This window comes from Ancylobacter sp. GW821-FHT10E12, assembly GCF_058809335.1.
The window spans coordinates 1-25,898 of sequence record NZ_JBXASN010000021.1 but is presented as its reverse complement, the minus strand read 5'-3'; the positions used below and the strand labels follow the sequence as shown (position 1 = coordinate 25,898).

Genomic DNA, 25,898 nt, shown 5'->3' with positions numbered 1-25,898 from the left:
GGCGGAATCGTCGAGTAATCAAATCAGGAAGTCCTCGGACGGCATCATGATCGTCCGGCCGGGGACCTTGGACCGAACCGCTTGCGAGGCCGTTTCCCGGCTGGTCTCGTGAGCCGCGCGGGACGGTGGCACGCGCTCCCTCAGCTGCCGTCCCGCGCCATCCCTTCCTCGATCGAGGCATCCGTGGCCTCCCAGTCCCCCTGCCACGCCGCCGATAGCGGCAGGCCGAGACGAGCGGCCATGCCCTGCGCCGCGCGCCAGCCGCTGGCAAAGCAGCCTTGCAGCAGATAGCCGCCGGTCGGGGCCTCCCAGTCCAGCATCTCGCCGGCGACGAACACGCCCGGCCTGGCCCGCAGCATGAGCTCGTCGGTCAGTTCGGCGCGAACGATGCCCCCGGCCGAGGAAATCGCCCGGTCAATGCCGGCAATGGCGGCGACGCGGATCGGCACCGCCTTGGCGAGCGCGGCGAGGCCAGCCGGATCGGCGGGAAGAAGCGGCATCGCCTCGCGCATCAGCCCCACCGCCACTGCCGGCAGGCCGGCCTTGCGCAGCCGGTTGGAGAGCGACTCGCCGGCGCGACCGGTGGCGATGCGCCTGGCCAGCGGCTCGACGGCGAGGTCTGGCCGCAGGTCGATCTCCAGCACCGCCTCTCCAGCCGCCAGTTGAGCGCGCAGGCGGTCGGTCAGCGCATAGATGCCGCCGCCCTCGATCCCCTGCACGGTGATCACCGCCTCGCCGCGCAGGCGGCGCTCGCCCACGCTGAGCCCGATGCGCTTCAGCGGTTCGCCGGCGAAGCGGTTGCGGAAAATCTCGCTCCAGCCGACGATCGCCCCGGCATTGGCCGGCCGCAAAGGCGCCACCTCGACTCCGGCTTCCCCCAATAACGGCACCCAACCGCCATCGGTGCCGAGCCGGGGCCAGCTGGCGCCGCCGAGCGCCAGTAGCGTCGCGTCGGCCGACAGCGCCACCTCGCCTTCCGGCGTCGAAAAGTTCAGCCGCCCGGCCTCATCCCACCCCTGCCAGAGATGGCGCGGGGCGAAGCGCACGCCTAGCCCGTCGAGCCGACGCAACCAGGCGCGCAGCAGCGGCGAGGCCTTGAAGGCGCGCGGGAACACCCGGCCGCTGGAGCCGATGAAGGTCGGCTCGCCGAGCTCCTCCACCCAGCCCCGCAGCCGCGCCGGCGGGAAGGCGTCGATCATCGGGCCGAGCCAGCCGCCCGCCGCGCCGTAGCGGGCGAGGAAGCGCTCGCGCGGCTCGCTATGGGTAATATTCAGCCCGCCGCGCCCGGCCAGCAGGAATTTGCGGGCGGGAGCCGCCATGCGGTCATGGATCGTCACGACGGCCCCCGCCACGGCCAATGCCTCGGCGGCGAGCAGCCCGGCCGGGCCGGCGCCGATGATCGCCACCGAGGGCGACGGAGCGAAAGACGAGTCGTTTCCGGTCATTGGGCTCACATGTTCACGAGGTGATTCAGGTTGCCGACGATGCGCCGGCGAGTCGATTCAAGGGCTTGGCGGACGCGGTTCATGGATCGATTCAGGGTCCGGGACAGTCGCTCGAAGACCGGTTCAAGATGCCGGCACGCTGATTCCGCTCTCGCAGCGAATGCCTTGCAACATCATGTCTTTTCTGGATCGGCGATATCGCAGATGCGCAGATTGGGCTGCGCCCTCCCCTGCCAGGTGTCGAGCTCCAGCATGCCGGCGACATGGCGAGCCTGCCCCCGCCCCGCCAGCAACGCCTCGCCAAGCGGCGTCTGGGCGGCGCGGAAGGCGACGCCCTGCAACACCGAGCCGTCGGCCGCGCGCAGCCGCACCCGGATCTGGTCCGAATTGCCGGCCTCGGCATAGACGATGCGATGGGCGGGGAAGGCGAAGACCGGCTGCGGATTGCCGGCGCCATAGGGCCCTGCCCTCTCCACCATATCGATAAGGTCCGGCGTGGCAGCGCCGGCCGAGAGCGCGCCGTCCACCACCGTCTCGTCGACCCCGCGGGCGCGGTCGACCGAGGGGGCAAGCTCTTCTTCCAGATAGGCGCGCAAGGCACCGAGCTTGTCGCGCTCCACCGTCAGCCCCGCCGCCATGGCGTGGCCGCCGCCCTTGACCAGCAGGCCGCGCTCGACGGCTCCGCGCACCGCACGCCCGACATCGACGCCGGGAATGGAGCGGGCCGAGCCGGCGCCATGCGTGCCGGTAAAGGCGACGGCGAAGGCCGGCCGGCCGAATTTCTCCTTCAGCCGCGCCGCCACCAGCCCGACCACGCCGGGGTGCCAGCCCTGTCCGCTCGCCAGGATCACTGGGCTGTTGCCCTCGCGGCCGAGCGCGGCGTCCGCCTCCGCCTCCGCCTGCGCGACGATGGCGCGCTCCACCGCCTGCCGCTCGGCGTTCAGCCGGTCGAGCTCGGCAGCGAGCGCCTTCGCCTCGATGGAATCATGGCTCAGCAGCAGCTTGGCGCCGAGCGAGGCGTCGCCGATGCGCCCGCCGGCATTGATGCGCGGCCCGAGCAGGAAGCCGAGATGCCAAGCCTTGGGCGGACCGGAGAGCCGCGCCGCGTCCATCAGCGCCGTCAGCCCCGGCCGGTCGCGCCGGCGCAGCACCGCCAGGCCCTTGGTGACGAAGGCGCGGTTGAGGCCGACCAGCGGCACCACGTCGGCCACCGTGCCGAGCGCCACGAGATCGAGCAGGCCCAGCAGGTCCGGCGCCGGCCGCCCGTCCGTCCACCAGTTGCGCCGGCGCAATTCGCGCACCAGTCCGACCATGGTGACGAAGACGAGGCCGACCGCACAGAGATGGCCAAGGCCGGACAGGTCGTCGGCCCGGTTGGGATTCACCAGCGCCGCTACGCGCGGCAACGTCTCGCCGGCCTGGTGATGGTCGATCACCACCACGTCGAGGCCGATCTCGGCCGCGCGGGCGAAGGGCTCGAAGCTCATCGTACCGCAATCGACGGTGACCAGCAGCGTTGCTCCCGCCGCCGCCAGCGCCTCGATGGCGGGGATGTTCGGCCCATAGCCCTCGAAGATGCGGTCGGGAATATGGAAGGCCGGATCCAGACCGCCGGCGCACAGCACCTCGACCAGCAGCGCGGTAGCGGTGGCGCCATCGACATCATAGTCGCCGAACACCGCCACCTTCTCCCCGCGCGTCACCGCATCGGCGAGCCGCGCTACCGTCGGCGGCATGTCGGTCAGCGTGTCCGGGTCGGGCAGCAGGTCGCGCACGGTCGGGTCGAGATAGGCTGGCACCTCGTCGAGCCCGACGCCGCGGCCAGCGAGCACGCGGGCGAGCAGTTCCGGCACGCCGTGGCGCTGGGCGATGGCGAGCGCGGCGGGGGTGGCGCGTGCATCCAGCCGGTCGCGCCAGAAGCGGCCGGTAGCCGAGCGGGCGACGCCGAGAAAGGCGCGCGCCGGCGGCGGGGCGGTGGGAAGGTCGAGACTCATGGCTGCATAGAGCCCGAACGACGACGCCGCGTCGAGGGGCGCCGCCTCAGGGGCGAAAGGTCTGGCGCACGAAATCGCGGAACAGCAGGACTTGCCGCGGCAGGATGGACGGATCGCGCAACGCCCGCCCCATCACCAACCCGCCTTCTATCAGCGTCGACATCATGTCGGCGAAGGCGTCGAGATCCACCGGCTCTGTCGGCGGATAGGTCGCGGCAATCCGTCCAAGGCGCTCGCGGAACCGCACCCGCCAGGACAGCACGCTCTGGGCGTTGAGGTCGTGGATGGTGCGGTCGAACAGCTGGTCCTGATAGCAGAGCGTCGCCGCGATGCAGCCCGGATGCGCCTCCGGCAATGCCGCCATCATCTCCGCGAACAGGCGCAGCGCGACGAGGAAGCCATGCAGCGGATCCTCGTTCAGTTCGTCGGCACGACGAAACAGGTCGTCGAGCAGCTCGCGCTCGCGCACGATGTGCCGCTCCAGCAGCGCCCGCGCCAGATCGTTCTTGTCCTTGAAATGATAGAAGAAACCACTCTTGGTGATGCCGACCCCGACAATCAGTTCCTCGATGGAGGTGGCGGCGAATCCCTTGGCGAGCACCTGCTGCTCGGCGAGGTCGAGCAGGCGCCTTCGCGTATCGGTGCTGCGGCGTCGCGGCAGAAGCTCGGGCTGGGGCTGGGACATGACGTAACTGTACCATAGGTAAAGCGAGCCACGGCGGCCCGGCGCAAAACATGCCGGCCGACATGTCCCGATCACATCGTAAATCGCTGGCATATCGCGCAGAATCGGAATGCGACTGGTGCTGGACCATGTGAACTCTAGGCGTGGCAGCAAAATCCGGCACAATCCGCCGCGAAATCGGGGCCGACACATGCCCCGCATATCGCCGGGAGGATCCACATGTCCAAGTATCGCCACGCCCTGCCGCTGCTGTCCGACGACGTCTTCATCATGGACGCCGGCATGGAGACCACCTTCATCTTCCACGAAGGCATCGACCTGCCCTATTTCGCCTCCTTCGACCTGATGAAGGACGAGGACGGCCGCGACCGGTTGCGGGCCTATTACGCACGCTTCGCCGAACTCGCCCATGCGCGCGGCGTCGGCTTCGTCCTCGATGCGCCGACCTGGCGGGCCAATGCCGACTGGGGCGCCAAGCTCGGCTTCGACGCCGCCGCCCTCGCCGATGTCAACCGCCGGGCGATCGACCTGCTCATCGAAATTCGCGATCGCTACGAGACCCCCGCCTCGCGGATGGTGGTCAGCGGCGTGGTCGGCCCGCGCGGCGACGGCTACCAGACCGGCACCATCATGACCGCCGAGCAGGCGGCGCATTATCATGCCGCGCAGATCGGGGCCTTCGCCGACAGCGCGGCCGACATGGTGGGCGCCTATACGCTCAACTATGTCGAGGAGGCCGTCGGCATCGCGCTCGCCGCCAAGGCCGCCGACCTGCCGTCGGCGATCTCATTCACGCTGGAAACCGACGGGAGGCTTCCCTCCGGCCAGGGCCTGCGCGAGGCGGTGGAACAGGTGGACGCCGAGAGCGGCGCGGCACCGGCCTATTTCATGATCAACTGCGCCCACCCCACCCATTTCGAGAACCTGATCGCTACGGGCGGCGACTGGCTCGACCGGGTGCGCGGCGTGCGGGCCAATGCGTCCTCGCGCAGCCATGCCGAACTCGACGCGGCACCCGACCTCGATGCCGGCGACCCGGTGCAGCTGGGACACCAATATCGCGGCCTGCGGGACCGGATGCGCAATCTCACGCTCCTGGGCGGCTGCTGCGGCACCGACTACCGGCACATCGAGCAGATATGCCTCGCCTGCCTGCCGGCGCAAAAGGCGGCCTGAGCCGGGACGCGACGGCGTCACCGTCGCGTCATCGCGACGTAACGTCAGCGACATGCTCCGGCGTCACAGGAGGGACATCGCGGCCCCCCGCCGCACGTCCCTTCAGGAGACCCGCCATGACCCGCACCTCGTTCCGTGCGTCCCTGCTCGCCGGCGCCGCGCTGGCGCTCGTCGCGCTGGCGCCGGCCGCGCACGCCGACCAGGCCTTTCCCGCCACCCTCGCCGGCCATGCCGTGCTGCCGGCTCAGAGCTTCGTCGAGATGCCCGCCGACGCGCCCGCGGACCTGAAGACCTCCGGCAAATACACCACCGGCAAGCGCGTCGAGGCGATCGGCTCGGTGGAAGGCAAGTCCGCGGGCCGCCCGACCGGCGTCTCGGTGCCCTTCAAGGGCCAGCCGCGCCAAGGCCATTCCGGCATCAAGACCATGCCGGACGGCTCGTTCTGGATCATCACCGACAACGGCATGGGCGCGAAGGCCAACAGCCCGGACTCCGCGCTCTACCTCAACCGGTACACGATCGACTGGAAGACCGGCAGCTTCCAGCCGGTCGAGACCATCTTCCTCACCGACCCGGACAAGAAGGTGCCATTCCGCATCGTCCACGAGGGCACCGATGCCCGTTACCTCACCGGCGCCGACTTCGACCCGGAAAGCTTCCAGATCGTCGGCAGCGATCTGTGGATCGGCGAGGAGTTCGGCCCCTATCTCATCAAGGCCGACATGACCGGCAAGGTGCTCGGCGTGTTCGAGACCGTCGCCGGCGAGACCCCGGCCCGCTCGCCCGAGCACTATGCCGTCGCTTCCGCCGGTGCTCCGAACCAGACCGCCGAGTTCAACGTGCGCCGCTCCAAGGGCTATGAGGGCATGGCCGCCTCGAAGGACGGCAAGTTCCTCTACGCCCTGCTCGAAGGCCCGCTGTGGGACGCCTCGAAGAAGGACTGGCAGAAGACCGCCGACGGCAAGGAATTCCTGCCGATCCTCGAATTCGACGTCGCCGCGCAGAAGTGGACCGGCCGCATGTGGCAATACGTTCTCGAGCAGAACGGCAACGCCATCGGCGATTTCAACATGATCGACGCCACCACCGGCATGATCATCGAGCGCGACAATGGCGAAGGCACGTCCGACAAGGCCTGCGCCGCCGGCACCAAGGGCGCGGACTGCTTCCACGACCTCGCCAAGTTCAAGCGCGTCACCAAGATCGAGCTGACCGATGCCAATGTCGGTGGTCCGGTTCGCAAGATCGGCCATATCGACCTGATGAAGATCGCCGATCCGAACAAGCTGGCCCGCAAGCCGCTCAATGACGGCGTGCTGACCTTCCCGTTCTTCACCATCGAGGACGTGGACGTCGTCGACGCCACCCATATCGTGGTCGGCAACGACAACAACCTGCCCTTCTCCTCCAGTCGCGACCCGAAGAAGGCGGACGACAACGAGCTCGTCCTGCTCGAAGTCGGCGAGTTCCTGAAGGCCAAGTGACGCCGGACGTAAGACATGCGTGACAGGCCGGCCGGGACGCCTCGTTCCGGCCGTTCGCCTTATGCGGTATCCGGCAGCGCGGTGTCCGGCTTGCGCAGGATCAGCGCCACGCCCGCCACCATCACCAGCGCGCCGATGAGCTTCACCGACGAGGGCGCGTCGCCGATCAGCAGGATGCCGAACAGCACCGCCAGCAGCGGGTTCAGCATCGAATAAGGCACGACAGCGCCGATGGAATGGCGCCGCAGCAGCCAGTACCACACGCCATAGGCTGCGATCGACGACAACAGGGCGCTGTAGACCACCGACAGCCAGCCGTGCCAGCCGGCTGTCTCCACCATCCACCAGTCGCCGCGCTCGAACAGCCACGAGATGAGCAGCAATTGCGGGATCGAGAACAGCGACGACCAGCCCATCATGGTCATCGGCGCGATATCCGGCATGGACTTGACGATGAGGTTGGTCACCGCCCATCCGGTGGCGCTGAGCAACAGCAGGGTAAGCGGCAGCGGTGCCGGCATGGTCGGCCCGATCGCCAGGATGGCAATGCCGAGCACCGAGATGACGAGGCCGGCGAAGCGCACCATGCCCAGCGTCTCGCGGAAGACGAGGCAGGCAAGCACGGTGGCGATCGGCGCGCCGAGCTGGATGAAGATGGCGCTGGTTCCGGCCTCCGCCTGACTGAGCGCGGCGAATAGCAGCCCGAAATGCATCACACCGAAGGTGAAGGATACCAGCAGCACGCCCGGCACCTGCCGCCATGTCAGGCGGGTGAACGGCACCAGAATGGCCGACACCATGATGAATCGCAGGGCCGTGGTCAGGATCGGCGGGAGCTCCGCCACGCCCAGCTTGATGATGATTATGTTGAGCGCCCACACGCAGACCGCGGCGATAGCCAGCAACTTGTCCCTGAAAGGCATTGGAAACCAATTTGCGGAAGGTGCGCTCCCCAGCGGAACGCAAGACACCGGGGACGCCGACGAAGCGCCCACGATCCGACTGCTCCGCATAGCCGCTCCGCAGCGGCAAGCAAAGGGGAAAGCGGCCATATCTGCCCTGCATCGAAGACATGACCGAAGGCCGTGCCGTTCCGCGCTGCCGACATGCCCCTGCGGTGGCCCCGCGGGAATCGTGCCTGAGACAAGGCGTCCGGCCTGCCGATCTTTCCGCCGGCTCCTGCGGCCGCTAAGCTGCGGGCATGCTCGATCTGTCTTTGCTTGGCCGGCTCGGTTTCCGGCACTCATCCCCGACGAAGTCGCCGCTGCCACCCGGCCGCCACGATCTCGGGCTGTTCGACACCCGCGACTACGTGCTGGTCGTGCCGGAGGGAATCGACCCGCGCGCGCCCACTCCGCTCATGGTGCTGTTCCATGGCGGTGGCGGCAGCGCCGAGAAGATCCTGCCGATCATGCAGCGGCATGCGCAGGCACGAGGCTTCCTGCTCCTGGTGCCGCAATCGCTGTTTCCGACCTGGGACATCGTGATAGCCGGCAACGGGCCGGACCGTGAGCGGCTGGATGTCGGCCTTGCCGAGGTCGCGGCGCGCTTCCAGCTCGACCCCGCCCATTTCGCCTTTGCCGGCCATTCGGACGGCGGCAGCTATTCGCTCTCCACCGGCCTCTCCAACGGGCACATCGTCACCCACATCCTCGCCTTCTCCGCCGGCTTCATGACGGTGCTGGCGCAGGAGGGCACGCCGAAAGTGTTCATCGCCCACGGCCAGAACGACACCCAGACGCCGATCCATACCGCCGGCCGCTCGCATGCTGCCAAGCTGCGCGCCGCCGGCTACGAGCTCACCTATGTCGAGCATGACGGGCCGCACGCCTCGCAGCCGCCCATGGTGCAGCTCGGCGTCGACTATTTCCTCCAGGGCGCGATGCGCCCGGCGCACGTCTCAAAGGCCCCGGCCTGAAAACAGGACGCGCCCGCCGATGAAGCGAGCGCGCAAGTTCTCTCAAGACCGGGATGGGTCCGTGGGATTCCGCCGCGAGGCGGCCGTGGAACGGTGCCGAAGACGCCGCGCGGACGGCGGCTCCGGTACCGATTGGAGCGGCGAGCCTCAGCTCGCCTTCTTGAACTTCTCGGCTTCGCCCGAACCGCCGGTCGCATTGCCCTTGGAATAGGAATGCGCGCCGGTGCCGGCGAGCGCGCCGCCCTCGACGATAAGGTATTCGTCGCGGATCGGCCGACCCTCGAAGAAGCATTCGAGGATTTCACGCGTGCCGGCGGCGTAGCGGGCCTGCGCGGTCAGCGAGGTGCCGGAAATGTGCGGCGTCATGCCGTTCCACTTCATCGTGCGCCACGGATGATCCTGCGGTGCCGGCTGCGGGAACCACACATCACCGGCATAGCCCGCGAGATGGCCGGATTCGAGGGCGCGGGCGACCGCGTCCCGGTCGCACAGCTTGCCGCGTGCGGTGTTGACGATATAGGCGCCGCGCTTGAACAGCTTCAGCGTCTCCTCGTTGATCATGTGCTCAGTCTCGGGATGCAGCGGACAGTTGAGCGTCACCACATCGCAGACCGGGTACATTTCCTCACGCGTGGCGTGCCAGGTGAGGTTGAGCTCCTTCTCCACCGATTCCGGCAGCCGGTGGCGGTCGGTGTAATGCAGGTTGACGTCGAAGGGCGCGAGGCGGCGCAGCACGGCAAGGCCGATGCGGCCGGCGGCGACGGTGCCGACGTCCATCTTCTCAAGGTCGTAGGAATGCGCCACGCAGTCGGCGATGTTCCAGCCGCCCTGACGCGCCCAGTCATGCGAGGGAAGATAGTTGCGTACCAGGCTGAGGATCATCATCACCACATGCTCGGCGACGCTGATCGAGTTGCAGTAGGTGACTTCCGCGACGGTGATCTTGCGATCGATCGCCGATTGCAAGTCGACATGATCCGACCCGATGCCGGCCGTCAGGGCCAGCTTCAGGTTCTTCGCCTTGGCGATGCGCTCGGGCGTCAGGTAGGCCGGCCAGAACGGCTGGGAGATGACAACGTCGGCATCGACCAGCTCGCGTTCGAATACCGAATCCGCGCCGTCCTTGTCCGAAGTCACGACCAGCGTATGGCCGTTGGCTTCGAGATATTTGCGCAGGCCGAGCTCGCCGGACACCGAGCCGAGCAGCGTGCCGGGGATGAAGTCGATGGCCTTGGGCGTCGGCAGGGTCTGGCCGCCCGGATAATGGTCGATCTTGGGCAGATCGTCGCGTGCATAGGTGGTCGGGTAGCCATCGACCGGATCGTCATAGAGCACGCACAGAACCTTCGCCATGTCGGCATCTCCTCCATTAGGGGTGAGCGGGGGCGTTCCCGCCGCATGCGCGGCCGGCCGGATCGTCTCGGTCTCGCCTGATCCGAGCCGCCCGTCTCGTTACGAGATGATGCTCGTCGAGAACGTGCCGTCGGGTTGTCCTCCGCGCCGGCGCCTATCGGGAACTCGTTGTCCCGCTTCATCGTCGACAGGGGGAGAGTGCGCCGCCAGGACAGGCACTTCAAATTGAAAGCGGCGAACAATTGATAGACCGCACGAATTAAAACGCGTCGTTTACGCGAATAATTCTAATCGAACTCGACGCCCGCACGGGCCAGCCTCATCAGCGCCGCGGCAACCGGCGGCAGCGGATCGCGGTCCGACACCACGAGCCCGATCGGCTGCACGTGCTCTGGCTCCACCAGCGGCACGGCCTTGAGGTCGCCGGCATCGCCGAGGCCCTTGAAGCTGGCGGCGGGCACGATGCTCGACCACGGCCCGCGCCGGACGAAGGCCCAGATTCCCATGAAGGAATTGGTCTCGACCTCCGGCTGCGAGGCGAGCCCCAGCCCGGCCAGCACATGGTCGATGATGCGGCGGTTCTGCATGTCCGGCGTCAACAGGCACAGCTTCTCGGTCGCCGCCTGCGCCCAGCCGATGGAGCGGCGCCGGGCCAGCTTCTCGCCGGCGCGGGTGACGAAGACATAGCGTTCGGCATAGAGGTCGAGCCGACGCACCCGGCTCGGCGCCTCGGTCTCCAGATAGGTGATGCCGGCATCGAGATCGAGCTCGTCGAGCCCGCGCTGGATCAGCGCCGAACTGAGCGAGAACATCTGCACCTTCACCTCGGGATGACGGCTGCGGAACGGTGCCAGCAGCGCCGGCGCCGCCGACATGGCGGAGGGTATGGCGCCGACGCGCAGCGTACCGGACAGCCGGCCGACCGAATCCACCTTTTCCTGACGCAGGCTTTCATAGTCGGCGACGATCTGCCGGGCCCAGCCCAGCACCCGCTCGCCCTGCTCGGTGAAGCCGAGGAAACGATGCCCGCGCACCACCAGAGGCAGGCCGAGTTCCTGTTCCAGCTTGCGGATGCCGGCTGAAAGCGTCGGCTGCGAGACGTTGCACGCCTCCGCGGCGCGGGCGAAGTGCTTCTCGCGCGCCAGCGCCACCAGATAGTTCATCTGCCGGACGAACATGGCAATGGCGCTCCTGAAAGACCCGCCGCCTTATTCCCCATCCTGCACGGTTTGCATATAGGCACGCATGCGGCGGGCGAAGGCCTTGGGCGTCTCGGCGAACAACCGTGCCTGCAGGCGCCCGGCGCTCGCCACCAGCTTCTGCTGGCGCAGATGCACCGCCTCCAGCACCTGCGCACGCCAGCCCTGCTCCACCGGCCCGCCGGCCCGCACCGCAGCGGCGAGCACCGCAAGGTCGTGGTGCTCGCCCAGCCTCTCCCGCAGCCGCTGCAGTTCGGCCTCCCACAGATCGCCGAGCGTCGGCCAGCCGGCGCTCAGGATCTCCATCTGGTAGCGATGGACGATTACCGCCTTGCGCAATTCGTGCAGCGCCTCATCATCGGTCACGTCGACCTGCCGGCCGCGCCGGCGTGCCCGCCGATAATCTTCGGCAATGGCGGCGATCACTGCCTTCGCGCCCGCCTCCCCGGCCATCTCGACCACCGCCGGCCGACAGCGGCCGACCAGCGCCGCCAGCTCGGCCTGGAAGGAAGGTGGCACCGCTTCGGCTTCCGGCAAACTCCCGCGTGCGAGCGCCGTCGCAGCGGAACGGCGGACAGAGCGGGAGATCAGGCTCTTGCGGAGCAGCAGGTCGAGCGTGTCGCGCTGCACTGCCGTGTCGCGCGCGCCGGAGAGATTGCCGGCGGTGGCGCCGAGTTCGTCACGCAGCGCCCGGGCCGCCGGGCGGCCATGCCCGCGCACCAGCCGAAGCAAGGCGCGCAATCGCTTGAACGCCTTGCGTAATTCATGCACCGCCCGCACGGGATCGTCGACGTCGAGCGCGCCGGCCGCCGTCTCCACCGCGGCGGCGAGCGCGGTCGCCAACAGCCCGCCAGAGACGACGGGCGTGGGGTCCTCTGGTCGTCCACCATCTTTATCGGTGTGGGCGTGCATATGAATTCTCTATTTATTTCAATTCATTATGCGTAATTTTGAAAGAGAAGGCGACAGTCTCGCGACAAAAAAACGTCCGGCCCCCTTTCAATTGCCGGGTTGGATTGCTAGATACCCGTCGTCGCCGACGGCATACGCCGCGCCGACCACTGACGCGGGGTGGAGCAGCCCGGTAGCTCGTCAGGCTCATAACCTGAAGGTCGTAGGTTCAAATCCTACTCCCGCAACCAAATTTCTAAGTTAAATTAACGATCTGCAAGAGGCCGGCGCAAGCCGGCCTCTTCGTTTTGGTCTAGCACACTCGTAGCACACTTGGCACACCTCGATTGGCTGACGCTGCTTCCTATGCTACCTTTAGTGGCATCGAAGGGAGGAGGCGTGCGATGCCAAGTCATGGGCTGCTAGGGGGTCTGGTTCAGGTCTACAAACGAGGCGCGAGCCGCTATTGGCAATGTTCAGCCTCCATCGATGGGCGCCAATATCGGGTCAGCACCAAGGAGGACGACCTCCCTCCGGCCAAGCAGTTCGCCGAAGACTGGTACCTGGGGTTGCGCGGAAAAGCCCGCGCCGGCCTTCTCAAGACCGAGAAGACGATCAAAGAGGCCGCAGATCAGTTCCTGAAGGAGTACCAGGTCATCACCGAAGGCCAGCGCAGCCCACGGTGGGTTGAAGGCCATGGCATCCGGATCCGCCTCCATCTGCTTCCCTTCTTCGGACAACTGGGCGTCTCCGAGGTCACGCCGGGGAAGGTCCAAGAGTACCGGGTTCATCGCGCGACCACGTCCAAGAGCGGAAAACCGCCTGCGCGCAGCACCATGCACGATGAAATCGTGACCCTGCGGCTGATCCTCAAAACCGCGACCCGCCATGGGTGGCTAACCCACTTGCCGGACCTGTCCCCGCCCTATCGGACCCAGGGGAAGATTGCGCACCGTCCGTGGTTCAGCCCGGAGGAGTACAAGCAGCTCTACACGGCCACGCGTACACACGCGAAGGCCGCCTACTCGCACCGGCGCTGGAACGCGGAGCAGGTGCATGACTATGTGCTGTTTCTGGCAAACACCGGTCTGCGGCCGGATGAGGCGAAGAATCTGCAGCATCGCGACATTGCGGTCGTGAACGACCGTGATAGCGGCCAGCGCATCCTTGAGATTGAGGTCCGTGGCAAGCGTGGCGTCGGATTCTGCAAGAGCATGCCGGGCGCGGTTGAGCCCTATCAGCGCCTACTCAAGCGCGCAAAACCGATCCTGCTTGGTCGGCAGAGCCGAAAGCGAGCGGAGAGCGCCACGCCAGTGGCCTTGACCTACCCCAAGCCTACCGATCCGGTCTTTCCGGGCAATCACATCAAGCTGTTCAATGGCGTTCTGGAGCGCGCGGGGCTGAAGCTTGATCGCGACGGCAACAAGCGCACCGCCTACAGCCTGCGGCATACCTATATCTGCATGCGTCTGATGGAAGGAGCGGACATCTACGCCCTGGCGAAAAACTGTCGCACCAGCGTCGAGATGATCCAGAAATTCTATGCCGCCCATATCAAGGATCTACTGGATGCCTCGGCGATCAATGTGCGGCGCTCACAACGTGTTTCCCGGGCCAAACCTGAAGACGAACAGGCTTCAGCCCGGCGAACTCGCAAGCGTGAGCCGGACCCTTCGGGCGGCCGCAGGGCCGCCTCTTCCAGAAGCCGTTCAGTGGCTTCCTAAACAGGCACCGGTGAGGCCTTAATGGGCATGCTCGTCGCCATCTCCGGCCATCGAGGGATGGTCGGCCTAACACGTCGAACGTGCTTGCCCAGAAACACGTCGTCACATCGGTGCGACAATCCAAGAAAATTCAACATCTTAATGAGCCCGTGCACCATCCCTCGATATGTGTCGGTGAGAACGACTCTTGTTCTGCCTCAATGAAAGGCGATACGCGACGCGCATCATTATCCGACGAGTTGCCTCCCGATGATTCCCTGGTCCCTGCTCGATACTGCGAAAGTGCCTGGTGGATTCGGCGACCTTCGCTTGATGAAGCGGGGTGACGAATTCTCCATCATGTCCGGCACCACCCCGCTGATGAACAGTCGCTTCAGCGGATCCGAGAAGGCGCTGGCCACCCTGGTCTGTGAGCGACTTGGACAGCGCTCCAAATTGCGACTGCTCATCGGCGGGCTTGGTATGGGCTTCACACTGCGCGCGGCACTGGCCGAACTCGGGCCTGATGCGGAGATCGTGGTGGCGGAACTGGTGCCGGCGGTGATCGCCTGGGCACGCGGGCCGATGGCCAGCATTTTCGGGACCAGCCTGACCGACCCACGCGTGAGACTGCTTGAGGGTGATGTCGGCGGCCTGATCCGCTCTGGACAGGCGGCCTATGACGCGATTTTGCTGGATGTCGACAACGGTCCAGAAGCGCTGACGCGCGCCGGTAATGATGGTCTCTACAATACGACTGGACTGGAAGCTGCCCGTCGGGTGCTGCGCCCCGGCGGCATACTGGCCGTATGGTCGTCAGCGCCAGACCGGAATTTCACCCTCCGCCTTCGCAGGGCGGGGTTTGCAGTGGATGAGGTCAGGGTACGCGCGAATGGCAAGGGCGGTGGACAACGACACGTCATCTGGATCGCCAAAAGGGCAGCCACTCGTGTCAAGCCCGCGCCAGGGCACATCCGAAATGGACGCGACCCTGCCTCTTCCTGATGGGCTCATCCGTGAGAGCTGATCCCTGCAGACCCATAGGCGCGTGCCATTGTAACCCAGCTATCTGGCGCGCGGCTCAGCGTCTCGATGGTGACGATGTCGCCGGAGGCGATTTCCAGCAACGGCTTGAGCGAGCGGCTGAAATAACCCCAGTGCACATGCGGGGCATGCACCGGCAGATAGTGGCGCGCCGGTGTCTCCGGCGGGTCGTCGGGCTCGCCGCTGTCGAGCAGAACGCTCCGGCGCGTGTCCGGCTCGGACTTGGTCTGGCGCGCGCGCAGCTGTACCAGCGCCTCCTGCGGCCAGCCGCGCTGGCCGTTCGATAGCGCACCCTGACTCTGACGGTCGGTCTCTCGCCGGCGCAGCTCGCGCGGGGGCAGGCCGAAGCGCTCGCGGAACAGACGGCTGAAATGGGCGGAGTCGGCGAAGCCATAGCGATAGGCAACCTCGGAGATCGACACCGCCGCCTCGGCGGGATTGGCGAGGTCGTGCCAGGCGCGCTGCAGGCGTCGCTCCCGCACGTAATGGCTGAAGCTCTCCCCGGTGCTCTCGAACAGCTTCTGCAGATAGCGCTCGGATATGCCTTCGGCCTGCGCCACCTCGGCGATTGAGGTGTCCTCGCTGCCGACGCTCCGCTCGATGGTCGCATAGATGCGCTGGAGCAGCGCGGCGCGGCTCGACGAGGAGTCGGTCCTGTTCGCAGTCAGCTCCGCCGACAGCACGAGGAGAAGATCGGCCGCGCTCTGCGCTACGGCTTCCCATTCGGGTCCGGAGAGCCGGTCGAGCGCGGTGGCGGCCGCCTGCACGGTCCTAGCGAGGACATCGGGCAGCCCATCGGCGTCGAAGACGCGCGGCTGGCAATCGGCGAGCGGGGGTGCCTTGCGCCCGCGAAAAGCATCGGCCGGCACCGCGAGCATGACGGCTCGCACCGGGCACCGGGCATAGGGCAGAAGCGTTTCTTCCTTGTGAACAACAGCCGCGGTGTCATAGACTGGTTGCCATGAAGCTTGGGCGATCCGTATCTGTGCATTGTTATCTTTGGTAAGCTAGAAAATCGGCCGGCCTGGCGCGTATCACAGCGATACCAACCGTAATTGTACATCAGATATCATACATCTCCGTGCGGTTTGTCGTATTAATTGTGATACAATTCAATCAATTTTTGGGAGAATATACGTGGATCAGTCTTTTGCGAAGCTTGGGGTTGACGATGAGGACTTTCTTGTAGCCAGCATAATCGAGCGATGCCCCAAGATTATGATGCTACGAGAATTGCTCATGAATGCACTGGAAGCGGCATCCCGCGCACGGTCCGGCGAGCGTCGAGTCGAGATTACTGGAAAGATAGTTGATGGGGTTCGCAAGTTTTGTATATGGAACAGCGGCCCCGGTATGGATGCGGTGCAATTGTACCGCATGTGTGACATCGCATCCTCAATCGGTAAACAAAAGGGGCTGGACCGGAATTTTGGTATGGGTGCCAAGGTCGCCTCTCTACCGTCTAACCAGATTGGCGTCCGTTACCGATCCTGCAAAGAGGGGCGGATACATGAGGTTACTATTGGAAAACGCAACGGTGTTTATGGTCGGGTGCCGCGGCTCGATCAAGCTACCGGTCGCCCTGCCATTGTGCTGGATGTGACAGAGGAGGCCGCGACAGAAGGCTTGCCGTTAGATAGAGATTGGACGGAGGTAGTACTGATGGGCAATCGCCCTGAACAGGACACGCTCATCGATCCCTATGATCACGCCCCCTCGGTGACTCGCCACTGGTTGCCTGCCGCGATTTATAATAAATTCTATAAGATTGGCAATGATATCGAGTTGTTGCTTGGTCAAGATACTCATGGACTGAAAGGAGTACGTCGTTTTTACTCCCTTGCTGAACGCATAAGCGAACGTTACGCACGGCATGAGCAAGTGAATCTTGCAGAGGATGGCATCACACTCCGTTATCTTTTCGATCCACGACACCCAACCCTGGATCAACGTAACGCTTCTTACGAGGACGGACTCGTTCCGGATACCAGTTTTTGTGGCGTGGTGCATGGAGGTGAATTCTATGACATTCGCCGTGGCCAACACTGGACGCTAGATGGACCGGCCTTTGGCATTAGCTTCGGCGCGCGCCATTTCTCGGTGTTGATCGAGCTGTCCGATGACTTTCCGGTACGAGCGGACGGATATAGGCAATTTCTGCGATATACGGGTGGCGTACAGGATCATGTTCGCCTGAGCGACTTCGCAGCAATCGTTCGCGACAATCGGCCAAAATGGCTCGTCGCATTAATCGATGAGCTGTCGCCAGATATCGACATGTCACGCGACGTATCGGAGCAACTTACCGAACTCTTGGCCTCCCTGGGCGTTAGGCGCATGCGACCAAAGCGGCGCAGAATCGTGCGCCCGATTTTATCAGGCCAAGACGTCAACGCTCGCAACGACGCAAAACTTGAGCCAGCTAAGCAGAGATCTGCGATGCCCAAGCCATTTGAGACTCCTCCTGAGGGGAACACGGAAATGGTAATGGACTTGGAAGACGCTCCGGAACTGCTGCTTCTGAGGAGTGCAGCGGAAATCGCAGACCGCAATTTAACGCAACGCGCCGCACGCTATTATCCTGATGCACATCAGCTTTTTGTCAATATGAATTACCCCTCAGTGCAGCGACTAGCGCAACTGCTAGTGGGTACTGCGACTGGCGCCGAACCAGCTGAGCAGATGATGGCCACTGCCGTTACCGTTTCAGAGCAGGAGTTCTTGCTACGGATCGGCCGAGCGCTGGTATTTGGTCTGAGTAAGCGCGACGCTGCACAGGGCTGGAGCGAGGCGGACAAGCGCGCCGCGATTAGCAGCGAAACACTGACAATCGCAGCCGATGACATCTATAGCAGCAAGGTCGAAGCGGTGGAGAAATACAGATGCCTACTGTAGTAGGGGCTCTACCTGCTCCATTCGTTTGCGAACTATACGTTGGAGAGCCGCTGAACGGTTACAAATCCTTGAACCGCAGGGAACCGGAAGTTCTGGCGGGTATATGCCTTTGTATGGCTTCGGGCCGAAAAAGGCGCAGTCGTTTCCAGGCTAGCCGGAACTGATAAATTTGGGCAGCCGCTCATGGCGTGATTGGTGGCTTATTGGCGAAAGCGCTGTGAGTTATTGCGCTCTCTTCGTCTATTTCTGTCAGTGTTATTAACCACAGCGCGTGCATGCGCTCTGTCTAAAATGTGCGATTGAAGCTAAATCAGATCTCTGCCTGGGTACAGATGACCGAGCATCGAAGCTTGTCTATCCATATCGATAGCTGGCATGATTTTTGCTGGGAGTTAATGGTGTCGGATGGCGTGGGTGGCTTTCAACTGAATATATTGAGCCACCGCGCAAACCTTCCTATGTACAGTATAACGTAAACATTGCCGATGCTGTCTTTAGATAAGGGCGAATTATGAAAATGGCGACGCTGGCATGAAAATTTATATTCACGGTAACTGTCAAACCATTTTGCTACGAGGATTACTTTCGGAATCGAAGCCGCAGTGGGATATTGTCAATCGTCAAGTTCACGTGGACAGCGATTTCTCTGACCATCAACGCTATTTGGCGGATCTTGCGACCGCGGATATTGTACTTGCGCAACCCGTTAGCGCAGGCTATGGCCCCAATGGTACACGATCATTTGATTATGTTCGCTCACATATTCGGCCTGACGCGGCTCTACTTACCTTCCCTTCGCTGTTCTTTCGGGGGCAGTTTCCGGAGTGGTTCTATCTCAACCACAGCAAGGGACGCCAGCAAAGCATAGGCATGGCGTACCACAATATTCATGTTTTCAATTCCGTCGTACTCGGCGAAAATTTCGCCCAAATGACTCGACGCTTGCTTTCACCGGATCTTTATTCTTTTGACTTCGTGGAATCAGCGCTCTTGTCTAGTGTTATTTCGCTGCAGGACAGAGAAAAATCGCATTCCATTGACGTCATCGCGTCCGATATTATTTCTAATTCCTGCCGCGATCGCGAGGTAATGAACGCGATCAACCATCCACGTCGCAACATTGCCTATCAGATAGCGAACCGTGTACTTCAGTATCTTGGCTACCCTCCAGATATTGCCGAAGTTGGACCGGAATATCTTCCGCTCCCGCGAATTGCGGTATCGAACTCCGTTGCACGGCATTTGTTCCCTCGTGCCTACCAGCACCACATGTCCTTTGAATTCAACGGACGTGTGGTCGCCTATCGCGACTATTTGGAAGAACTCTATAAATTCTACAGCCAGTTGCCACGATCTGTGTTGACGACGGTCCTAGCCAACACGTCCGATGCTCGTAGCTTTCTTGATGCCTATCAGGGCGAGCGCAGATTTAATCTGAACGGTGCCACAGCTTCGCCGGAGTTTTTGCCCGGCAAGGGCGCCTCCCGTTCGGAGCTTTTTCAGGCATTGGTTGAGCTCGAACAACGTACCGGCCTCCGCGGCTTCTCTTTCGGCGAGGCGGAACTGACGGCAAGCACCATTCAAGATGTCATTCGCCTGGGAACACTCCTTCGCGATGCGGGCTTTCCGAACGAGGCTGCCGCTGCTTTCCGTACGGCACTCACTGAGACGCCAAACGATCTCGATTGCCTGCGTATGCTAACATGTTCACTTATGGATGCGACCAGTTACGCGCAAGCTGTTTCGGCGCTACGTTCCTATCTAGAAATGCGGCCTAACGATGGGCGCGCGGCTTTTGATCTTGGTCGCGCCCTTACTGAAACGCAGCAGGGCCGCGAAGCAGCTGACGTGTTGCGACCTCTCCTGACGCGGACCGACATGGATTCAACGGAGGTATGGCGCTGGCTGAGTCGGGCGCTCGCCAACGCGGGAGAAGCCAACGAAGCCGAGGCGGCGTGGCGGACATTCATACGGCAGTCAATCCGAGCCCAATTGGCGTCCGCCGACGTCGAGGTGAATTCGGCAGCCCCCTCCCCCAAGAAACAGGTCCGCCCCCTCACTATCGCGGTATTGGGCAGCTCGAATGGCCTTGCCGGTGGCGGCTATAGTTTTGGTATCAGTCAACATCCCATGACAAAGCATGTACGTAACTTTTCGATGAGCGAAAGTTCAACGACGTTACTGACCCAAATCGCGTCGACTCGCGACCTGAACGGCTTTGATTACGCGATTATTGATTTTTATTCTAGTGAGGAGCTTTTTTCGAAAAACTATCTTACTACCGCGAACGAGATGAAGCAGCGGATCCTTGACTTTATTGCCAGCAACCTGCCAACACGAACTATTCCAGTTATCGTCATTCTACCGACTACCGAAATCATCAACGAAACGCGGCCGATGTATCTGGCGATGCGTCAGCTAGCGGCGGATCATGGCTATCCGCTTTTCGACGGCCGCCTCTTCGCGTTGGCGCTAGGAAATGTCTTTGGTGTCCATCCGGAGGTCCTATTCTCCGACCGCGATCACCTACACAGCGAGTTCGCCTACCATTTCGGAAGGACCATCGTTGAGTCCCTTGCTAGTCTCCGTTATCGTGCCGCGGACGTCGATCGACGCAAAATGTCGCTGCCGGCCATGTCATTTCGCGCTTTCCATAAAGAGGAGGCACCCGGGCAGCAGTTAATTGAGCGGCGCACCTCGGTGCTCGAGGGCGTATTCGTCCGACTGGAGGGTCGCGCCGAGGTTCAGTTTGAAACTGCCGAGCCAGTCGAAGTCGTCGGTGTGGCGGCAAACCATGCGCAGTCCGAGGGTCGGGCAGTCCTCCAATCCGAACTCGGCTGGATCGACCTCCCGCTGCGGCAGAGCCGCTTCTTCGATCCAGCCAAAGTTGATGATGTCAGAAGCCTCGCGTATATGGTCCGATCTTGCTCGCCGTTGCGTGGAACATCGTTCTCGCTACGTCTTCGCGATGCGTCGAGTGTCGCTGAAGTGAGTGGCTTTGTCACGCGCGGGGCTTCACGATTGGTCGACGTGCCTGTTTTGGGCATTTTGCCGGACCACTTTAACCCAACACTCTTCGCCATGGCCCGCACACTCGCCGAAAGCCATGCTGAATTTGTCGACGACATGGAGTGTAAGGTAGCCCAAACGCTCTCACCTTCCGAGGCAGAGCGCCTAACCGGACCAAAGGCCACGCATTATAGGCCTGTATTGCACCAGGATCTTGTGGTTGGGTTACGCAATCTAGCGCATTGCATGGATCAAGTTGGCGTTTTTCCTGACGCGAAACCGTTAATTAACCAGTATCGTCGGATCAAACCGGGAGCCGCTGACGGATATGCGGAATTAGGACGAACCCTAGCCGCGACTCGGCGCTTCCGCGAGGCGGTGTTGTCTTTTCGGGTTTCGCTAGCCATAGATCCAGAACAGGATGACGTTCTTCATCAAATGGGAAAAGCCTTTTTTGCGCAGCGTCGATACGTAGAAGCTGCGACCTTCTTCACTGTGTATGTCCGGAAAAATCCCATGTATGCTGCTGGACATCATGACCTTGGACGCGCGTTAGCCTCTCTTAAAAGGTGTAATGATGCCATTAACTGCTTTCTCGAAGCAGTTGAGCTTGCGCCTACACGTGGGGGAGCTTGGTTCGATCTCGGCCAAGCTTATGAAGATTGCGGACATCACGAGAAGGCGGATCGAGCTTTCGCGCACTACGCAGCGCTTGAGCCTGAACAGGCGCGTCGTCGTCCACTTCGCAAGAAAGCGCGGATGAGCGCGGGAATGCGGGATGCGGAAGCGATGGCCGAAACGTTGGAAGTGCTCCGGCGCAAACACGAGAGCACTCCTGCCAACGTCGACCTGTCGCGACGGCTTGGACGGATGCTGCTCAACCATAAACACTTTGATGAGGCGGCGAGGGTATTTCGCCAGATCCTCGCTACAAATCCCGTCGATCCGGCGATCTTGTTTGACATTGGCCGTGCCCTACGTCTAGCGGGGGAGTACGCGGAGGCGCTGGCACCGCTGCAACGAGCAGCGGCGGCACGACCCGAGGACGCACGTTTTCAGCGCGATTTAGGCCAGACTTTGCGCGCTTTGAAGCGACCTCGTGAATCGGCAGAAGCTTTTCGGCGAGTTGTCGAACTGTGTCCTGACGATGCCGTCGCCCAGGAAGATCTCGGCCGGGCGCTGATCGGAATTGATGAGCGCGTCGAGGCTATTGCCGTCCTACGGCGCGCCCTAACGATCGACTCCAGCCGGCGCGGCGCACTGCTTTATCTCAGCGATGCACTCTACCAAGACAACGGCGCCACGACCGAAGTTCAAGAGCTTTTGGAGCGCTATCTGGCATTCAGCCCCACCGATGCGAAGATTTCGCAGCGACTTGATAAAGTGATGGCGGAGCTTGAAGATCGAGTGGGCACTGCATCCGTATTCGAGAGCGCTATAAGGCTAAGTCACAGATAATCGGTGCGCAACCTAACCTTGCAATTCAATCAAGTTGAGGAGACGATCGGAAATTAGTGAGGCGAATCGAGACCGATATCACCCAGCAGCCAGCTGAAGTAGTCCAAATCTATAACGCCACTGAATTGTTCATTTATCCGATTTTAATTTTGAAAGCATTTTATAATCATCGAGAATGCGGTTAATAATCATTTATTTGACATAATTTAAAGATAACTTGGTGACCTCGCTGGCGAAGATGCGATAAGCCGCGATGCGTTGGCTAAGTTCCCCGACGATGTGATGGTACTGCGGCGACTCGAAGCCGTCAAACAGGCGCAGGGCGATTATGACACCATGTTGACGCTCGCTCGAAAGGCGGTGGCAGCCGCACCCGATAATATTGGGTCGCTATTGTATCTGGCGAGCGCTCTGCAACGGTTGGGCGCTGTCGACACCGCCGCGCAGACGCTACGCCTTGCTCAGCAATTGGCGCTTGGCAACGCAGACGTTCTGCGGCGGCGTAGCGCGCTTACGCTGCAGTTCGGGAAGATCGACGCAGCGTTGACGCTGGCAAAGGCGGCACTTGAGGCGGAATCACTGAACTGGGCAAGCCATAGCCAACTCGCCACGGTGCAAATTCGCCGCTGCGATTTCGTTGATAGGCAGGGCAGACTCGACGAAGCCTTAGAATGGGTAGGCCGCGCCCACGCACTTGATTCGGTTAATGTTGTCGGATGGGCCAATATTGCCAACTGCACTTCAAACTTTGGGTGTTTGATGAGGCGCGCAGATCAGCAGAGATGGCGATTAAGCTCGCGCGAGATGATCACGGACTCTTGCGACGGATGAATACGATCATCAAGCGTGCCGCTAGGGCGCCAACTGCCGCCATTGCACTAGATGCAGAGCCATAGCATTTGTCCCATAGATGCGAATGACCGACCGTCTCCACACTAACCGATCTCACTAAGAGATCTACGTTACCGATAGACGGCATTGTGTAGTCGGATGGGAGATCGAGTTGATAATAAATTTTTATCCATTTCAATTTTGTGTGGACCAGTACATGTCCAGAGCGTTGCGCCGGAGAGCGGGCAAGGCCATGGTGGTCGTCGTTACGATTATGACTTTTCTCGGTTTCACTGAGGCGGCGCGTGCGGCTTTTTGCCAACCGCCGAAGACAGAACTTACGGCGCATATTGCAAGGAGCTTGGATCAGCTTGAGGCGCGCTATGCCGCTCGAGACAAGCGTATTGACGTGCGTGATTTTAGCAATGCGGCGCTAGCCGCGCTCGTGGTCAACGGCGATGCTCAACGGGCCGCACATTTCCTATGGCCGGTGTTGACCTCACAGAACTTGGTGACAGGGCATGTCCCTTGGGTTCTATCTGGTGCTGAGCAAGTAGACGATCCCAATTCGATTGAGTTCGGGACCCAGTCTTGGGGCCCCTTGCTTCTTGGCTTCAAAGACCAACTTCCGCAAGAGCTTTACGAACAGCTCAAACGTCATGCAATTGCGGCGATACCAGCACTTTCACGCCATGAGCCACCTGTTGGCTACACTAATATTTATCTAATGAATGCAGTTAATTTGCTGTTGATCGGTTCCGGAGTGGGCGACCCGGTGGCGGCGCAACGTGGCCGGTCGATGCTTGAGGCATGGCGAGCCGAAGTGGCGCGTGTGGGCATTCGAGAATTCGACAGCCCGACCTATCTGGCGGTTGCTCTCCATGCCCTCGTAGCGGGATACGTATATGCTTCGGACGGTGGAGACCGCGATCTAATCAGACGACTCCTACGCTACGTTTGGTCTGACGTGACTGCCAATACGGTTTCAGGACGCTTTATCGGACCGCGAAGTCGCGATTACGATTTTATATACGGTGAAGGCAATATCAACGCCTACCTCGAATCTGAATGTTTACTTGGAATGGCTGGCGGTTACGATTCAAATATAGACAAAATCTATGTTTTGCTAAATCTATCAGACCGCGGTTATCGTATCGACGAGGCGACTCGCGCACTTGCTGCGCTTCGCACGCGCGAGGTCGTGTCGCGGTGGGGCGATCGGCTCGGTCAAACTCGCACGGTGTTCGTGACCGACGGCGTGGCGATCGGCTCGATCAAGGCAGGAAATTTTGGCACCACTGATAAACTCTTCACTATCGATCTGACGCGCCAGTCTAAACCCTCGGTCACTATTAGTTTTGTGACCGCCGTCGAAGACAATGCTTACGGCCGTCCTGTGTTAGTAGCGGCGCGCTTGCGACCCCGTCATCTCCCGAAGATGACTGCCATGGTTCAGCAGGACAACTGGGTGCTTGGGTCTTTCGACATGGATCCGTCACAATGGTTCTCTATGAATGGAGTTACAACAAGTCTGTTGATGCCCAGTAATGCCGATGAAATTTATCTCAATGGGATGCATTTCAATGGTGATACCCTCGACGGAAGCGAGAATGCGGTTGTCGCGGTGCGCGTCGAAGATCACTGCGCAGCCGTGCGGCTCGTAGATGTAGAGGGTGAGCGGGCGATAACTTTGATGATCGACGAATCCGGCCGCAAGCTCGGCGTGGCGCGATTGCGCATAGTCCACGATTCAAAACACCCCGCAATTCGGTTGGCCTTTCTTGCTACGGCCAGTGCGTGCGGCGAGGGAGGACTCGCCGCATTCCAGGAGAGACTGCAACAAGTACCCATTGAGAACATCCAAGCGGGTAATATTTGGTCGTTGCGCGCGCGTGTAGAAGGTAAAGATATTTCTTTAATTCGGGACCTACGCAGTCACAGACTTGTTCGCACGTTGGGCGGCGACGAGCCGCTGCCCAACGTGCCTCTTAGCGTCAATGGGCGTGCCTTCACTCCCTGAGTGTGCTGGCTCTATATGGCGACCGTCATTGACCTGTTTTCCCAACGTCCCTCGGCTGATCGATGAAGGCGATGACCTGAGACTGACGTTGCCCCTGCGACTTAGGCAGTGTGGACGGATTTGATGAGGATAAAGCTGCATGCGAGAGTGGCGATGGCGGCGAAGCTGCTTTTTTGGTCTTCTCGCAGCGCAAGGCTAGGCACCTGAAGCGTAAGCGTCGTCTTGAGGCCACGTCACTGAGGGCGGGCTGTGCCGGATAACGGTGCGCCGACGTGGCGGGCGTAAGCGCGCGCTCGGCACAAGGGCGCCGATGACCATGCCGCAGGGGCCGAACCAGCGCTGGAGCCTCGACTTCGTCGCCGACCAACTCGTCGATGGCCGGCGCTTCCGCGTGCTAGTCGTCGTCGATGACTTTACCTGGGAGTGTCTGGCGCTCGTGGTGGACACTTCGCTCTCTGGCCGGCGGGTTGCTCGCGAGCTCGACGCACTTATCGCCCTTCGCGGCCGGCCGCTTATGGTCGTCAGTGGCAACGGCACCGAACTGACCTCGCGTGCACATGCTCGACCAGTTGGAGATGCAGCTCGAGGACCTGGAAGCCGACTCCACTGAGGATGAGTTGGCAGCCGAAGCTGCAGCGCAATCAACCAACGTCACTGCCTTTCACCGCAAGCGTCCAGCGCGCAGGCCGTTCAGGGTCCCAAGTTGACCAACACTTGGGACTGTCAGGAATTTCGTGTGCAGGGCGGCCATACTGGAGCTGATGGAGGTTCCCGATGGCACGACGCAAAGCCC

17 protein-coding genes, 1 tRNA gene and 2 pseudogenes are annotated in these 25,898 nt (G+C 62.1%); 12 read left to right on the top strand and 8 right to left on the bottom strand.

Features of this window, described 5'->3' with window-relative positions; all coding sequences use genetic code 11:
* Positions 1–140: 140 nt before the first annotated feature.
* From AC1RU4_RS22970 to AC1RU4_RS22960, 3 genes are all read right to left on the bottom strand, one after another.
* Complete coding sequence (locus AC1RU4_RS22970) at positions 141–1,445, bottom strand: TIGR03862 family flavoprotein (RefSeq protein WP_492893589.1); 1,305 nt, start codon at positions 1,443–1,445, stop codon at positions 141–143.
* Between the two features lie 173 nt (positions 1,446–1,618).
* On the bottom strand, positions 1,619–3,439 hold the full coding sequence (recJ, locus tag AC1RU4_RS22965) for a single-stranded-DNA-specific exonuclease RecJ (protein ID WP_492893587.1): 1,821 nt from the start codon (positions 3,437–3,439) through the stop codon (positions 1,619–1,621).
* A gap of 46 nt (positions 3,440–3,485) precedes the next feature.
* Entirely contained in the window at positions 3,486–4,124 is a 639-nt protein-coding gene (locus AC1RU4_RS22960; RefSeq protein WP_492893585.1) for a TetR/AcrR family transcriptional regulator, read from the bottom strand.
* Positions 4,125–4,343: 219 nt separating this feature from the next.
* Here AC1RU4_RS22960 and AC1RU4_RS22955 point away from each other — a divergent pair, with 219 nt between their 5' ends.
* Together AC1RU4_RS22955 and AC1RU4_RS22950 are read left to right on the top strand one after the other, a co-directional pair.
* Positions 4,344–5,300 (top strand): homocysteine S-methyltransferase family protein, encoded by a 957-nt coding sequence (locus AC1RU4_RS22955; protein ID WP_492893583.1) that lies wholly within the window; start codon positions 4,344–4,346, stop codon positions 5,298–5,300.
* A gap of 116 nt (positions 5,301–5,416) precedes the next feature.
* Positions 5,417–6,784 (top strand): esterase-like activity of phytase family protein, encoded by a 1,368-nt coding sequence (locus AC1RU4_RS22950; protein WP_492893581.1) that lies wholly within the window; start codon positions 5,417–5,419, stop codon positions 6,782–6,784.
* Between the two features lie 59 nt (positions 6,785–6,843).
* On the opposite strand, the gene AC1RU4_RS22945 is transcribed toward AC1RU4_RS22950, so the two are convergent.
* Positions 6,844–7,689: a DMT family transporter gene (locus AC1RU4_RS22945; protein ID WP_492893579.1), complete on the bottom strand. Its 846-nt coding sequence runs from the start codon at positions 7,687–7,689 to the stop codon at positions 6,844–6,846.
* 296 nt (positions 7,690–7,985) lie between these two features.
* Between AC1RU4_RS22945 and AC1RU4_RS22940 the strand changes: the two genes are divergently transcribed.
* Positions 7,986–8,702 (top strand): alpha/beta hydrolase, encoded by a 717-nt coding sequence (locus AC1RU4_RS22940; RefSeq protein WP_492893577.1) that lies wholly within the window; start codon positions 7,986–7,988, stop codon positions 8,700–8,702.
* Between the two features lie 147 nt (positions 8,703–8,849).
* Here the strand turns inward: AC1RU4_RS22940 and AC1RU4_RS22935 are convergent, their stop codons facing one another.
* The 3 genes from AC1RU4_RS22935 to AC1RU4_RS22925 form a co-directional block, all read right to left on the bottom strand.
* A complete protein-coding gene (locus AC1RU4_RS22935; protein WP_492893575.1) occupies positions 8,850–10,055 on the bottom strand; it encodes an NAD-dependent formate dehydrogenase in 1,206 nt (401 codons plus the stop codon).
* Positions 10,056–10,342: 287 nt separating this feature from the next.
* A complete protein-coding gene (locus tag AC1RU4_RS22930; RefSeq protein ID WP_492893573.1) occupies positions 10,343–11,233 on the bottom strand; it encodes a LysR family transcriptional regulator in 891 nt (296 codons plus the stop codon).
* A gap of 30 nt (positions 11,234–11,263) precedes the next feature.
* Positions 11,264–12,097, bottom strand: coding sequence for a CHAD domain-containing protein (locus AC1RU4_RS22925; protein WP_492893571.1), 834 nt, complete (start codon positions 12,095–12,097; stop codon positions 11,264–11,266).
* Positions 12,098–12,319: 222 nt separating this feature from the next.
* Between AC1RU4_RS22925 and AC1RU4_RS22920 the strand changes: the two genes are divergently transcribed.
* The 3 genes from AC1RU4_RS22920 (at position 12,320) to AC1RU4_RS22910 (ending at position 14,853) form a co-directional block, all read left to right on the top strand.
* Positions 12,320–12,396 (top strand) — tRNA-Met (locus AC1RU4_RS22920).
* Positions 12,397–12,549: 153 nt separating this feature from the next.
* The gene (locus AC1RU4_RS22915; protein WP_492893569.1) at positions 12,550–13,869 is read left to right on the top strand and encodes a tyrosine-type recombinase/integrase; all 1,320 of its coding nucleotides are present in this window, start codon (positions 12,550–12,552) and stop codon (positions 13,867–13,869) included.
* 249 nt (positions 13,870–14,118) lie between these two features.
* The gene (locus tag AC1RU4_RS22910) at positions 14,119–14,853 is read left to right on the top strand and encodes a spermidine synthase (RefSeq protein ID WP_492893567.1); all 735 of its coding nucleotides are present in this window, start codon (positions 14,119–14,121) and stop codon (positions 14,851–14,853) included.
* 5 nt (positions 14,854–14,858) lie between these two features.
* Here the strand turns inward: AC1RU4_RS22910 and AC1RU4_RS22905 are convergent, their stop codons facing one another.
* Positions 14,859–15,770 (bottom strand): helix-turn-helix transcriptional regulator, encoded by a 912-nt coding sequence (locus AC1RU4_RS22905; protein WP_492893565.1) that lies wholly within the window; start codon positions 15,768–15,770, stop codon positions 14,859–14,861.
* Positions 15,771–16,029: 259 nt separating this feature from the next.
* Between AC1RU4_RS22905 and AC1RU4_RS22900 the strand changes: the two genes are divergently transcribed.
* From AC1RU4_RS22900 to AC1RU4_RS22875, 6 genes and pseudogenes are all read left to right on the top strand, one after another.
* Complete coding sequence (locus AC1RU4_RS22900; RefSeq protein ID WP_492893563.1) at positions 16,030–17,787, top strand: ATP-binding protein; 1,758 nt, start codon at positions 16,030–16,032, stop codon at positions 17,785–17,787.
* A gap of 531 nt (positions 17,788–18,318) precedes the next feature.
* A complete protein-coding gene (locus tag AC1RU4_RS22895; protein ID WP_492893561.1) occupies positions 18,319–22,254 on the top strand; it encodes a WcbI family polysaccharide biosynthesis putative acetyltransferase in 3,936 nt (1,311 codons plus the stop codon).
* A gap of 258 nt (positions 22,255–22,512) precedes the next feature.
* A complete protein-coding gene (locus AC1RU4_RS22890) occupies positions 22,513–23,085 on the top strand; it encodes a hypothetical protein (protein WP_492893559.1) in 573 nt (190 codons plus the stop codon).
* Between the two features lie 253 nt (positions 23,086–23,338).
* Complete coding sequence (locus AC1RU4_RS22885) at positions 23,339–25,105, top strand: hypothetical protein (protein WP_492893557.1); 1,767 nt, start codon at positions 23,339–23,341, stop codon at positions 25,103–25,105.
* 256 nt (positions 25,106–25,361) lie between these two features.
* Positions 25,362–25,661 (top strand): annotated as a pseudogene (locus AC1RU4_RS22880) (DDE-type integrase/transposase/recombinase); the annotation flags it as partial.
* A gap of 22 nt (positions 25,662–25,683) precedes the next feature.
* Positions 25,684–25,797, top strand: a pseudogene (locus AC1RU4_RS22875) (hypothetical protein); the annotation flags it as partial.
* Positions 25,798–25,898 lie beyond the last annotated feature (101 nt).

Excerpts from the sequence above, each read along its gene's own strand:
- AC1RU4_RS22950 (WP_492893581.1), top strand. The coding sequence starts at position 5,417 with ATGACCCGCACCTCGTTCCGTGCGTCCCTGCTCGCCGGCGCCGCGCTG.
- AC1RU4_RS22905 (WP_492893565.1), bottom strand. The coding sequence starts at position 15,770 with ATGCTCGCGGTGCCGGCCGATGCTTTTCGCGGGCGCAAGGCACCCCCG.
- AC1RU4_RS22895 (WP_492893561.1), top strand. The coding sequence starts at position 18,319 with ATGAAAATTTATATTCACGGTAACTGTCAAACCATTTTGCTACGAGGA.
- recJ (WP_492893587.1), bottom strand. The coding sequence starts at position 3,439 with ATGAGTCTCGACCTTCCCACCGCCCCGCCGCCGGCGCGCGCCTTTCTC.
- AC1RU4_RS22930 (WP_492893573.1), bottom strand. The coding sequence starts at position 11,233 with ATGTTCGTCCGGCAGATGAACTATCTGGTGGCGCTGGCGCGCGAGAAG.
- AC1RU4_RS22935 (WP_492893575.1), bottom strand. The coding sequence starts at position 10,055 with ATGGCGAAGGTTCTGTGCGTGCTCTATGACGATCCGGTCGATGGCTAC.
- AC1RU4_RS22960 (WP_492893585.1), bottom strand. The coding sequence starts at position 4,124 with ATGTCCCAGCCCCAGCCCGAGCTTCTGCCGCGACGCCGCAGCACCGAT.
- AC1RU4_RS22885 (WP_492893557.1), top strand. The coding sequence starts at position 23,339 with ATGGTGGTCGTCGTTACGATTATGACTTTTCTCGGTTTCACTGAGGCG.
- AC1RU4_RS22910 (WP_492893567.1), top strand. The coding sequence starts at position 14,119 with ATGATTCCCTGGTCCCTGCTCGATACTGCGAAAGTGCCTGGTGGATTC.
- AC1RU4_RS22940 (WP_492893577.1), top strand. The coding sequence starts at position 7,986 with ATGCTCGATCTGTCTTTGCTTGGCCGGCTCGGTTTCCGGCACTCATCC.
- AC1RU4_RS22955 (WP_492893583.1), top strand. The coding sequence starts at position 4,344 with ATGTCCAAGTATCGCCACGCCCTGCCGCTGCTGTCCGACGACGTCTTC.
- AC1RU4_RS22915 (WP_492893569.1), top strand. The coding sequence starts at position 12,550 with ATGCCAAGTCATGGGCTGCTAGGGGGTCTGGTTCAGGTCTACAAACGA.
- AC1RU4_RS22970 (WP_492893589.1), bottom strand. The coding sequence starts at position 1,445 with ATGACCGGAAACGACTCGTCTTTCGCTCCGTCGCCCTCGGTGGCGATC.